The sequence below is a fragment of the Yokenella regensburgei genome, from assembly GCF_003634235.1.
GTDB classification, from domain to species: Bacteria; Pseudomonadota; Gammaproteobacteria; order Enterobacterales; family Enterobacteriaceae; genus Yokenella; species Yokenella regensburgei.
Window position 1 is genome coordinate 1 of the sequence record NZ_RBIZ01000011.1, and the last position, 12008, is coordinate 12008.

At 56.1% G+C, this 12008-nt stretch carries 13 protein-coding genes and 1 riboswitch; of the genes, 7 read left to right on the top strand and 6 right to left on the bottom strand.

Annotation, left to right across the window (positions count from 1 at the left end):
• Window positions 1–396: 396 nt before the first annotated feature.
• Window positions 397–1986: a bifunctional phosphoribosylaminoimidazolecarboxamide formyltransferase/IMP cyclohydrolase gene (gene purH / locus C7387_RS22695; RefSeq protein WP_120817549.1), complete on the top strand. Its 1590-nt coding sequence runs from the start codon at window positions 397–399 to the stop codon at window positions 1984–1986.
• Window positions 1987–2001: 15 nt separating this feature from the next.
• Window positions 2002–3294, top strand: coding sequence for a phosphoribosylamine--glycine ligase (gene purD / locus C7387_RS22700; protein ID WP_006816570.1), 1293 nt, complete (start codon window positions 2002–2004; stop codon window positions 3292–3294).
• A gap of 51 nt (window positions 3295–3345) precedes the next feature.
• Here purD and C7387_RS22705 read toward each other — a convergent pair whose 3' ends face one another.
• The 6 genes from C7387_RS22705 to nudC all read right to left on the bottom strand — a co-directional run bounded on the left by C7387_RS22705 (window position 3346) and on the right by nudC (window position 7704).
• Window positions 3346–4041: a DUF1481 domain-containing protein gene (locus tag C7387_RS22705; protein ID WP_120817550.1), complete on the bottom strand. Its 696-nt coding sequence runs from the start codon at window positions 4039–4041 to the stop codon at window positions 3346–3348.
• Between the two features lie 12 nt (window positions 4042–4053).
• Window positions 4054–4326 carry a nucleoid-associated protein HU-alpha gene (gene hupA / locus C7387_RS22710; RefSeq protein ID WP_006816568.1) on the bottom strand — a complete coding sequence of 91 codons (273 nt, stop codon included), beginning with the start codon at window positions 4324–4326 and terminating at the stop codon, window positions 4054–4056.
• A 186-nt stretch (window positions 4327–4512) separates the two neighbouring features.
• Window positions 4513–5103 (bottom strand): YjaG family protein, encoded by a 591-nt coding sequence (locus C7387_RS22715; RefSeq protein ID WP_006816567.1) that lies wholly within the window; start codon window positions 5101–5103, stop codon window positions 4513–4515.
• A 42-nt stretch (window positions 5104–5145) separates the two neighbouring features.
• On the bottom strand, window positions 5146–5817 hold the full coding sequence (gene nfi / locus C7387_RS22720) for a deoxyribonuclease V (protein ID WP_038252893.1): 672 nt from the start codon (window positions 5815–5817) through the stop codon (window positions 5146–5148).
• Between the two features lie 9 nt (window positions 5818–5826).
• Window positions 5827–6891 carry a uroporphyrinogen decarboxylase gene (hemE, locus tag C7387_RS22725; protein ID WP_006816565.1) on the bottom strand — a complete coding sequence of 355 codons (1065 nt, stop codon included), beginning with the start codon at window positions 6889–6891 and terminating at the stop codon, window positions 5827–5829.
• Window positions 6892–6930: 39 nt separating this feature from the next.
• Window positions 6931–7704, bottom strand: a complete 774-nt coding sequence (nudC, locus tag C7387_RS22730; RefSeq protein WP_006816564.1) for an NAD(+) diphosphatase — start codon at window positions 7702–7704, stop codon at window positions 6931–6933.
• A 94-nt stretch (window positions 7705–7798) separates the two neighbouring features.
• Between nudC and C7387_RS22735 the strand changes: the two genes are divergently transcribed.
• The 5 genes from C7387_RS22735 (at window position 7799) to thiS (ending at window position 12007) form a co-directional block, all read left to right on the top strand.
• Window positions 7799–8293 carry an Rsd/AlgQ family anti-sigma factor gene (locus C7387_RS22735; RefSeq protein ID WP_006816563.1) on the top strand — a complete coding sequence of 165 codons (495 nt, stop codon included), beginning with the start codon at window positions 7799–7801 and terminating at the stop codon, window positions 8291–8293.
• Between the two features lie 53 nt (window positions 8294–8346).
• A riboswitch (TPP riboswitch) is annotated at window positions 8347–8456 on the top strand.
• 85 nt (window positions 8457–8541) lie between these two features.
• Complete coding sequence (gene thiC / locus C7387_RS22740) at window positions 8542–10440, top strand: phosphomethylpyrimidine synthase ThiC (RefSeq protein WP_120817544.1); 1899 nt, start codon at window positions 8542–8544, stop codon at window positions 10438–10440.
• Window positions 10440–11075, top strand: coding sequence for a thiamine phosphate synthase (gene thiE, locus C7387_RS22745; RefSeq protein ID WP_006816561.1), 636 nt, complete (start codon window positions 10440–10442; stop codon window positions 11073–11075). The genes thiC and thiE overlap by 1 nt, the downstream gene beginning before the upstream one ends.
• Window positions 11068–11823, top strand: a complete 756-nt coding sequence (locus tag C7387_RS22750) for a HesA/MoeB/ThiF family protein (RefSeq protein WP_120817545.1) — start codon at window positions 11068–11070, stop codon at window positions 11821–11823. Before thiE ends, C7387_RS22750 begins: the two co-directional genes overlap by 8 nt.
• Window positions 11807–12007, top strand: a complete 201-nt coding sequence (gene thiS, locus C7387_RS22755; RefSeq protein ID WP_006816559.1) for a sulfur carrier protein ThiS — start codon at window positions 11807–11809, stop codon at window positions 12005–12007. The genes C7387_RS22750 and thiS overlap by 17 nt, the downstream gene beginning before the upstream one ends.
• Window position 12008 lies beyond the last annotated feature (1 nt).

Here is a 12008-nt window from a genome sequence, read left to right on the forward strand (position 1 = left end):
GGCGTATATTACGCTTTCCTCCTTCAGAGTCAAGCGATTATTTTCGCTTTTCTCTGGCAGAATTTCCGGAGAAACTCTTTCAACCCGGCGGCTTGCTTGCCGTTGTTCCGTGTCGATGGAGGCGCATTATAGGGAGTTCTCGAGCGCTCGCAATAGTTAAATTGCAGAAAAATGACTGACTGCTGCATTCCACAGCAAAACCCCGCCTTATACCCATTTACACACAGAGTTATCCACAAAGCAGAGAAAAGGGAAAAATTCGCGAGCGTTGCGCAAACGTTTTCGTTACAATGCCGCGCAAAGACAAGGATGCCTGGCCAGGCGCGTTAGCTGAGTTTTTTTAGGGAAAATTCATCTAACGCTCTCTGTAATGTTCAAATCCTGGGGATTTATACCATGCAACAACGTCGTCCAGTCCGCCGCGCGCTTCTCAGTGTTTCTGATAAAGCCGGTATCGTCGAATTCGCACAGGCACTCTCCGCACGCGGCGTCGAGCTGCTGTCTACCGGTGGTACTGCCCGCCTGTTAGCAGATAAAGGTTTACCGGTTACCGAAGTCTCCGACTACACCGGTTTTCCGGAAATGATGGATGGACGCGTTAAAACCCTGCACCCGAAAGTTCATGGTGGCATTCTCGGCCGTCGCGGTCAGGATGATGGGATTATGGATCAACACGGGATCGCGCCGATCGATATGGTGGTTGTTAACCTGTATCCGTTTGCACAGACCGTTGCCCGTGAAAGTTGCTCGCTGGAAGACGCCGTCGAGAACATCGATATCGGCGGGCCGACGATGGTGCGCTCGGCGGCCAAGAACCATAAAGATGTCGCCATCGTTGTAAAGAGCAGCGACTACACCTCTATTATTAAAGAGATGGATGCCAACGACGGTTCCCTGACGCTCGATACTCGTTTCGATCTCGCCATCAAAGCTTTCGAACACACCGCCGCTTACGACAGCATGATCGCCAACTACTTCGGCAGCATGGTGCCGGCCTATCATGGCGAGTCTAAAGAAGCGTCTGGTCGTTTCCCACGTACCCTGAACCTGAACTTCATTAAGAAGCAGGATATGCGCTATGGCGAAAACAGCCATCAGCAAGCTGCCTTCTATATAGAAGAAGAGATCAACGAAGCGTCCGTAGCAACCGCCCAACAGCTACAGGGTAAAGCCCTCTCTTATAACAACATCGCTGACACCGACGCGGCGCTGGAATGTGTGAAAGAGTTCAGCGAGCCTGCCTGCGTTATCGTGAAGCACGCGAATCCGTGCGGCGTGGCGGTGAGCACTTCGATTCTGGACGCCTACGATCGTGCTTACAAAACCGATCCAACCTCCGCTTTCGGCGGCATCATCGCCTTTAACCGCGAACTGGATGCCGAAACCGCACAGGCAATCATCTCCCGTCAGTTCGTGGAAGTGATCATCGCCCCAACGGCCTCTCTGGAAGCCCTGAAAATTACCGCCGCTAAACAGAACGTCCGCGTTCTGACCTGTGGCGAGTGGGCCGCGCGAACTCCGGGCCTCGATTTCAAACGTGTTAACGGCGGTTTGCTGGTTCAGGACCGTGACCTGGGCATGGTGACAAAGGATGAACTGCGCGTGGTCAGCAAGCGCCAGCCGAGCGAGCAGGAACTGCGTGATGCGCTGTTCTGCTGGAAAGTGGCTAAGTTCGTGAAATCCAATGCCATCGTCTATGCCAAAGAGAATATGACTATCGGAATAGGTGCCGGTCAGATGAGCCGCGTGTACTCCGCGAAGATCGCCGGGATCAAAGCCGGTGACGAAGGGCTGGAAGTCAAAGGCTCGGCGATGGCTTCTGATGCCTTCTTCCCGTTCCGCGATGGTATTGATGCCGCAGCGGCCGTGGGAGTGACCTGCGTGATTCAGCCGGGTGGCTCCATTCGCGATGATGAAGTTATCGCCGCCGCCGATGAGCACGGCATTGCGATGATCTTCACCGACATGCGCCACTTCCGTCACTAATACAGGGAGCAACGAATGAAAGTATTAATTATCGGTAACGGCGGTCGCGAACATGCGCTGGCGTGGAAAGTCGCACAGTCACCGCAGGTAGACACCGTGTTTGTTGCACCTGGTAACGCCGGTACGGCTCTCGAGCCAGGACTGCAGAACGTGGCGATTAATCCAACCGACGTTCCCGCATTACTGAAGTTTGCCCAGGACTCACATGTCGACCTGACGATCGTCGGGCCGGAAGCGCCGCTGGTGATTGGCGTGGTGGATGCGTTCCGCGAAGCCGGGCTGAAGATTTTCGGCCCCACCGCCGGTGCCGCACAGCTGGAAGGCTCCAAGGCTTTCACCAAAGATTTCCTCGCACGTCACAAAATCCCGACGGCGGAATATCAGAACTTTACCGAAGTGGAGCCCGCGCTGGCCTACCTGCGTGAAAAAGGTGCGCCGATCGTCATCAAAGCCGACGGTCTGGCCGCCGGGAAAGGTGTTATCGTAGCGATGACGCTTGAAGAGGCAGAAGCCGCGGTGAACGACATGCTGGCCGGGAACGCCTTTGGCGACGCAGGCCATCGCATCGTTATTGAGGAGTTCCTCGACGGTGAAGAAGCCAGCTTTATCGTGATGGTTGACGGTGAGCATGTGCTGCCGATGGCAACCAGCCAGGATCACAAGCGCGTCGGCGACGGCGATACCGGCCCGAACACCGGCGGTATGGGCGCTTACTCTCCGGCGCCGGTGGTCACCGATGAAGTTCACCAGCGCACCATGGAACGAGTCATCTGGCCAACCGTTCGCGGGATGGCGGCGGAAGGGAATACCTACACCGGTTTCCTGTATGCCGGGCTGATGATCGACAAGCAGGGTAACCCGAAGGTTATCGAGTTCAACTGCCGCTTCGGCGATCCGGAAACCCAGCCTATCATGCTGCGCCTGCAGTCCGATCTGGTTGAACTGTGTCTCGCCGCCTGCGACGGGAAGCTTAATGAGAAAACCTCTGAGTGGGATAGCCGTGCATCCCTCGGCGTGGTTATTGCTGCAGGTGGTTATCCTGGCAACTATCGTACCGGCGACGTTATTCACGGTCTGCCGCTGAAAGACGCTGCTGACGGTAAGGTGTTCCACGCCGGCACCACGCTTTCCGCTGACGACCAGGTGTTAACTAATGGTGGACGAGTACTGTGCGTCACCGCGCTGGGTGATACCGTTGCTGAGGCGCAGAAACGCGCCAATGCGCTGATGCAGGATATTTACTGGGAAGATTGCTTCAGCCGCAAAGACATCGGCTATCGGGCGATTGCCCGCGAGCAGGGCGAGTAAGCGATACCCATTCCCTCTCCCGGCAGGGAGAGGGGATCAGCACGATCCACGCTAAAAATTCTTTTCCGTTGGCTGCCAGGTACAGAAGTCTTCGTTGGCCACCAGCAACAGCTGTGACCCCTCTTTCGCTTCCAGCCATGCCACGCTGACCTCCATTGAGGAGCGGCTCTGGCGTTTTTCGATATGATCAATCGCCAGCGTATCCAGATCGGGTTTCACGGTTTGCCCTTCACAGGTGGTTACCGTGCCGTTGGCATGCCAGCGCCCCTGGCGTAACACGACGCGCCCCTGACGTAGCGCATCGCTGGTTTGACGAATTTGGTCGGCGCGGTAGCGGTACAGCGCAATCTGGTCGCTGGAAAGCTGCTGCTTTTGACCATCCACTTCACGCTGCATAAAGCTTAGCTCGCCCTGATCGTCAAAGCGCACGCGGATATGTTCGGGAGGTTTACTCATGATGTTGAGCTCGATGAGCGTCAACAGGTCACCCTGCCAGCGGTATTCGCTGGTTGTGGTGCTACCGCTTCGCCATGGGCTGAATGCGGCGAGGAGATGCGTTTCTCCGTTAGTGTCTTTACGCCAGATACGCACAGCGCCCTGGTCGTCGACGTAGCCACTGGCCGTGAACGGCGGGAGTGTGGAGTTATGGCTACAGGCGGACAGCAACAGAACAGCCGCCAGCGCAAGAGAACGGCGCCAGACGGACAAAAGGGGCGATAACACCGCCCCTCCGTTAAAACTGTTCACTGCCACGCGGTCTTACTTAACTGCGTCTTTCAGTGCTTTACCAGAAACAAACGCCGGGACGTTAGCTGCGGCGATTTTGATTTCTTTACCGGTCTGCGGGTTGCGGCCAGTGCGCTCAGCGCGGTGGTTCACTTTGAAGGTACCGAAACCAACCAGTTGTACAGCATCACCTTCTTTCAGAGACTCAGTAATAGCAGCCAGGGTGGATTCCAGAGCAGATTTTGCCTGTGCTTTAGACAGATCAGCCTTGTCCGCAATTACATCAATCAGTTGAGTCTTGTTCATAAGTTATCCTTACAATGTGTTTATCGCTTGCTAAGCATCGAGTGCGACGGAAATGCCAGAAAAGCACTCTCCTGCATACACGCACCGATAGCCACTTTTTTTCGCCCTCCAAATGTAGACCAGACGGGGGGCAGATGTGAAGCCTTCAGGCACGACAAATCAGGCGGTAAATCACGTTTTGTTGTCTCATTGCTGAAAAATTATACCGATATTGCTCTCACCCGCCTCACGGAGGTCGGCGCGCAGCCCTTTGATAAGCTCAATATCACGCTCCTCACAGTCGGCCAGAAGGCGGAAAATTTCCCATTGAATATCCCATTCCTGCTCAACTGCCGGGTTTTCTTTGAGCTCTTCGTCGGTCATTTCACGACCGGCCTGGGTCATTTCCAGCATCGCCACGGTGGTGATTGAAGTCTTACTAACCTCAATGGCATGTTCCAGCGTTTCACCGCTCAGCCGTGAGTGAACAAGTTCACTCAACGCCACGCAGGCATCGATGGCCGGGTAGACACCGTACATATCGTAGTCATCGGCGGAAGGAATGGCCTCTTCCAGCTTTTCCAGTTGGCTGTCGAAGTTCACCTTTGCATCTTTCACCGTCAGCGTTTCCCAGATCAGATCAAGAATGCGACGGTACAGCTGCGCTTCGCCGAACTCGGTCTCCTTGCAGAACATCGCATAGTTCGGGAACATGCGTTCACACAGGCAGGCCATAAACGTGGTGTGCTGCCAGCTTTCCAGCCGCTCCAGACGCAGATGAATCGGGTTTTGTAACATGATGAGATCTCGGAATCGATAATTAGCCGCAGTGTACCTGAATCAGGGGCGAATTGCTTGCAGGCGGCGAAACGCCGGACGACCGGACGCCACGGCGTCTGCCCAGCGGGTGGGTTCGGGTAAACGGTAGCCCTTCATACAGCGCTGAACCCATGCCAATGCGCTGTCCTGGCTGACGCGATGCCCGGTTGAGATAAACAGCGGGTTGCAGCGCGCTTTGCTGCGCCACACCCAGGCCAGCTGTTCACCTTTGTCGATGAGTGGCGCCAGTGCCCCCGGTTCGGGCGAAAGCGGCTCAAACTTACCGCACAGGCGTTTCTTGGCAACGCCGATGGTCGGCACGTCAACCAGCAGGCCAAAATGGCTGGCAACGCCGAGGCGCCGCGGGTGCGAAATCCCATGTCCGTCAACGAACAACAGATCGGGCTTTTGCGACAACAGCTGCCAGACGGCCATCAGCGCCGGGGCTTCACGGAAGGAGAGAAAGCCCGGAATATAAGGCATGGTGGTGGCGATGCGCGCCACCTGGTACTCCACCAGCTCAAGAGAAGGGTACTTCAGGAGCACCATCGCCGCCCGCGTCACTTCCCCACCCTCTTCAAACCCAACGTCTGCCCCGCCAATTATCTTCGGCGGATTGCAGGCCAGGTTATCCTCGCGGATAACGCTTGCCGCGAGGTCGAGTTGCTGAGCGCGAAGCGACGCGAGATCCATACCTGAGCCTTAGCGGTGGTACGGCGCAGAGAGACGATGCACCGCTTCTACAAACGCACCCGCGTGCTCTGGCGGAACGTCCTGATGAATGCCGTGCCCCAGGTTGAAGACATGACCTTCCCCCTGGCCAAAGCCCGCGAGGATCGACGCAACTTCCTCTTCGATTCGGGCAGGAGTCGCATACAGCATGGAAGGATCCATGTTGCCCTGCAGCGCAACTTTATGCCCAACGCGACGGCGCGCATCGGCGATATCGGTACTCCAGTCGAGACCTAAGGCATCGCAGCCGGTTTCAGCCATCGCTTCCAGCCACTGGCCGCCGCCTTTGGTAAACAGCGTTACCGGTACCCGACGCCCTTCGTTTTCTCGCAGCAGGCCATCGACAATTTTATGCATGTAGTACAACGAGAACTGCTGATAGTCACGCCCGGTCAGCACGCCGCCCCAGGTATCGAAAATCATTACTGACTGCGCACCCGCTTTGATCTGTGCATTCAGATACAGAGTGACGCTTTTCGCAAGCTTATCCAGCAGCGCGTGCAGCGTGGCCGGTTCGGCATACATCATCTTTTTAATCACGGTGAAGGCTTTGCTGCTGCCCCCTTCCACCATGTAGGTCGCCAGCGTCCACGGGCTGCCGGAAAAACCAATCAGCGGAACTTCGCCTTTCAGCTCACGGCGAATGGTGCGCACCGCGTTCATGACGTAACCCAGCTCCTGCTCCGGATCGGGGATCGGCAGGCGGTCTACATCCGCTTTATTCTTTAACGGTGAAGTGAAGCGCGGGCCTTCTCCGGCTTCGAAGTAGAGCCCCAGCCCCATTGCATCAGGAATGGTCAAAATATCGGAAAAGAGGATCGCCGCATCCAGCGGGTAACGACGCAGCGGTTGCAGCGTGACTTCACACGCCAGCTCCGCATTTTTGCACAGCGACATGAAGTCGCCCGCTTGTGCACGGGTGGCTTTGTACTCCGGCAAATAGCGCCCAGCCTGTCTCATCATCCATACCGGAGTGACATCTACTGGCTGGCGCAGCAGCGCGCGCAGGTAACGATCGTTTTTCAGTTCGGTCATTTTCACATTCCTTTAGCTACAGAGCGCCAGTCTATCATGTCATTCGTACTCTGCCCGACACATTGCCACGGTATCTTCAATCAGCCGTCGCGCCACCGTACCCGGCGGAGGTAGAAGCGGTAAATTGTCATAGCGATACCAGTTCGCCTCCAGCAGCTCTTTCTTATCAATCACTATCTCGCCGCTGTCATAATCGGCCATAAAAGCGGTCATCAGCGATTGCGGGAACGGCCAGGGTTGCGAGGTCACGTAACGCAGGTTTTTCACCTTGATACCGCTCTCCTCCATTACCTCACGCGCGACCGTCTGTTCCAGGGTTTCCCCCACTTCAACAAAGCCTGCCAGCACGGTATGTACACCGTTACGATGCCGGGTGTGCTGGGCCAGGAGAAGGGTATCGTCACGGCGAATGGCGACAATCATGCAGGGTGCAATCTGCGGATAATAGCGTTCACGACAGTGGCTGCAGAGCATCGCCCATTCGGTTTTGCTCGGGTGCATGGTATGCCCGCAGTAGCCACAATACTTATGAGAACGATAGAACTCCGCCAGTTGTACGCCACGGCCAGCAAGCTGAAACAGCCCCACATCCTGGTCAATCACCTGGCGTACCGAGGCCATATCATGCTGGCGTTTTTGCTGCACCAGCCAGACCGGCTCGCCCTGCCATTCACCTATCTGAAGTGCGGTCTGTCCCACAAGATCGTAATTTCCTGCCTTACCGTATGGTAATTCACCCTGCGGTAGCCATAATTTCTGTTCATGGCTGACTATCCACCAACCGCTGTCTAATTTTTCAATTATACGATCCATATCTATTGCACTACCTTCGCTTCACTGGCACCTTGACAACATAATTTTTACATTTCAGGTGAGCCGTTTTAAATCTTAAATTGCGGAGTCAAACATGCTAAACCAGTTAGAAAGCCTGACCGAACGCGTTGGCGGAACAAGTAAATTCATCGATCAGTGGCTACATGTGCGTAAGCATCTGCTCGTGACTTACTACAATCTGGTTGGCATCAAGCCTGGCAAAGAATCCTATATGCGTCTGAATGAAAAAGCGCTGGATGATTTCTGTCAGGGCCTGGTGGACTATCTTTCCGCCGGACATTTTAATATTTATGAACGCATTATCAGCGAAATGGAAGGGAATAACCCACATTTAACGGCGACAAAACTGTGCTCTCGGCTGGAAGCCAACACCCAGCAGATCATGGATTACTACGACTCTAATCTTGAAAATGCCATCGATCACGACAACTACCGCGAGTTTCAGCAGGCGTTGTCCGGGATAGGTGAGGCGCTGGAAGCTCGTTTCGCGCTGGAAGATAAGCTCATCGTGCTGGCGTTTGACAACAACCTCAATCTCAACGGCACAAGCGCGGTACGTCCCGCTTGAGTTCTTAATCATTAACGCGTAGTTTACATCCGTTCCCCTCTGCGGAGGGGATTGCTATCTTGTCGGAGTGCCCAGTGTGCGAACACGGGCTGAGACCGTTAATTCGGGATCCGCGGAACCTGATCAGGTTAAAACCTGCGAAGGGAACAAGAGTAATCCAGCTTTACGCTGCTACCCTCAGGGGTGCGCACACCCATTACTCCCTCCGTCGTCTGACAAGCCATGTCCTTTACTATCTGGAATGAGCTATGTCTGCAACTACTAAACCGTCACGCCGCGAACAGCGCGCCCAGGCCCAACACTTTATCGATACCCTGGAAGGCACCGCGTTCCCCAACTCATTACGTATCTATATTGAAGGTTCGCAGCCGGATATCCGCGTCCCCATGCGTGAAATCCAGCTGAGCCCCACCCTCACCGGTGGCAGCAAAGATAACCCGCAGTTTGAAGAGAACGAAGCCGTTCCGGTTTATGACACCTCCGGCCCTTATGGCGACCCGGCTATTGCAATTAACGTCCAGCAGGGCCTTGAGAAGCTGCGCCTGCCGTGGATTGAAGCCCGTCACGACAGCGAAGTACTCAGCGACCGTAGCTCTGCCTGGGCCAAAGAGCGCCTGGCAGACGATGGCCTTGATGAACTGCGCTTCACCGGCCTCCTCACGCCAAAACGCGCCAAAGCGGGTAAATGCGTGACTCAACTGCACTATGCCCGCCAGGGGATTGTGACCCCGGAGATGGAATTCATCGCCATTCGCGAAAACATGGGCCGCGAGCGTATCCGCAGCGAAGTGCTCCGCCACCAGCATCCGGGAGAGGGCTTTGGTGCCCGTCTGCCGGAAAACATCACACCGGAATTCGTTCGCGATGAAGTTGCCGCCGGCCGCGCCATCATTCCAGCAAATATTAACCACCCTGAATCAGAACCGATGATCATCGGGCGCAACTTCCTCGTGAAGGTCAACGCCAACATCGGTAACTCGGCGGTGACCTCTTCTATCGAAGAAGAAGTGGAGAAATTAGTGTGGTCGACCCGCTGGGGCGCAGACACAGTGATGGATCTCTCCACCGGCCGCTATATTCATGAAACCCGTGAGTGGATCCTGCGTAACAGCCCGGTGCCAATCGGTACGGTTCCGATCTACCAGGCGCTGGAGAAGGTGAACGGGATCGCCGAAGATCTTACCTGGGAAGCGTTCCGCGATACCCTGCTGGAGCAGGCGGAACAGGGCGTGGACTACTTCACCATTCACGCAGGCGTCCTGCTGCGCTACGTTCCGATGACCGCCAAACGCCTGACAGGTATTGTTTCGCGCGGTGGATCTATCATGGCGAAGTGGTGCCTTTCCCATCATAAAGAGAACTTCCTCTACGAGCGCTTCCGCGAGATTTGCGAAATCTGCGCCGCCTATGATGTTTCTTTGTCGCTGGGCGACGGTCTGCGTCCGGGCTCCATTCAGGATGCCAACGACGAAGCCCAGTTTGCTGAACTACACACCCTTGGCGAACTGACCAAAATCGCCTGGGAATATGACGTACAGGTAATGATTGAAGGTCCAGGACATGTGCCAATGCAGATGATCCGCCGCAACATGACCGAAGAGCTGGAGCATTGCCACGAAGCCCCGTTCTATACACTGGGGCCATTGACTACCGACATCGCACCGGGTTATGACCACTTCACCTCCGGCATTGGTGCTGCAATGATCGGCTGGTTCGGCTGTGCAATGCTCTGCTATGTCACGCCAAAAGAGCACCTCGGCCTGCCAAATAAAGAAGATGTTAAACAGGGGCTGATTACCTACAAAATCGCCGCCCACGCCGCTGACCTGGCGAAAGGACACCCTGGGGCGCAGATCCGCGATAACGCCATGTCGAAAGCACGCTTTGAATTCCGCTGGGAAGATCAGTTCAACCTGGCGCTCGACCCGTTCACCGCCCGCGCCTACCACGATGAAACCCTGCCGCAGGAATCCGGTAAAGTCGCCCACTTCTGCTCAATGTGCGGACCGAAATTCTGCTCGATGAAAATCACCCAGGAAGTGCGCGACTACGCGGCAAAACAGGCTATTGAAGTAGGGATGGCGGATATGTCGAACAACTTCCGCGCCAAAGGGGGGGAAATCTACCTCAAACAGGAGGAGGTGTGATGTATCAACCTGATTTTCCATCCGTTCCCTTCCGACTGGGACTTTACCCGGTGGTTGATAGCGTTGAGTGGATCGAACGTCTGTTGCAGGCAGGGGTACGCACACTTCAGCTACGCATCAAGGATAAGCGCGACGCAGAGGTAGAAGCGGACGTGGCCGCCGCCATTGCGCTGGGGCGTCGTTACGACGCCCGCCTGTTCATCAACGACTACTGGCGCCTGGCAATTAAGCACAATGCGTATGGCGTACATCTCGGTCAGGAAGATCTTGAGACGACCGACCTGAACGCCATTCGTGCTGCCGGGCTGCGGCTCGGTGTATCAACCCACGACGACATGGAGATTGACGTCGCCCTGGCAGCGCGTCCTTCTTATATCGCACTCGGTCACGTCTTCCCGACACAGACCAAGCAGATGCCTTCGTCTCCTCAGGGGCTCGAGCAGCTGGCAGCGCATATTGCTCGTCTGAAGGACTACCCTACAGTGGCAATAGGTGGGATAAGCCTTGAACGCGCCGCACCGGTTCTGGCTACCGGCGTCGGCAGTATTGCTGTGGTCAGTGCCATTACCCAGGCCGCGGACTGGCAGGCTGCCACGGCAAAGCTGCTTGAGTTAGCAGGAGTGGGCGATGAATGACCAGGACTTTATGCGCTACAGCCGCCAGATCCTGCTGGAGGATATTGCGGTTGAAGGTCAGCAAAAACTGCTGAACAGCCGGGTGCTGATTGTGGGTCTTGGCGGGCTTGGCTCACCGGCTGCACTGTACCTCGCCGGTGCCGGAGTCGGCACGCTGGTGCTCGCTGACAACGACGATGTACATATCAGCAACCTGCAACGGCAGATCCTTTTCAGCACCGAAGATGTCGCGCAGCCTAAAGCCCAGGCGGCGCGCCAGCGGCTGCACCAGCTTAACCCGCACAACGCGCTGATTGCCCTGACGGAACGGCTTCAGGGCAAAGCGCTGCACGAACAGGTGGCACTTGCCGACGTGGTGCTCGACTGTACTGACAACATGGCCACGCGTCAGGCCATCAACGCCGCCTGCGTGGCGCTCGACACCCCCTTAATCACCGCCAGCGCCGTCGGTTTTGGTGGGCAGATGATGGTGCTCACACCGCCGTGGACGCAGGGCTGTTACCGCTGTCTGTGGCCTGATGAACACGAGCCGGAGCGCAACTGCCGTACCGCCGGTATAGTCGGCCCGGTGGTGGGAATGATGGGCACACTGCAGGCACTTGAGGCTATCAAACTGCTCTGCGGAATGGACACCGTTCGCAACGAGCTACGGCTGTTTGATGCCCGCAACAGCGGCTGGCGAACCCTGGCGCTGCGCCGCTCGCAGGCGTGCCCGGTATGTGGAGGCTTGCATGCAGATTCGGTTTAACGACGAGCCTATCCAGTGTGCCGAAACGACAACCGTCGCCGGACTGCTTGAACAGTTGGCGCAGCATAAACCCGGCATTGCGCTGGCGCTCAACCAACAGATCCTTCCCCGTGATCAGTGGGCAGCCCATCATCTGCAGGACGGCGACACTATCCTGCTTTTTCAGGTTATTGCCGGAGGCTAAG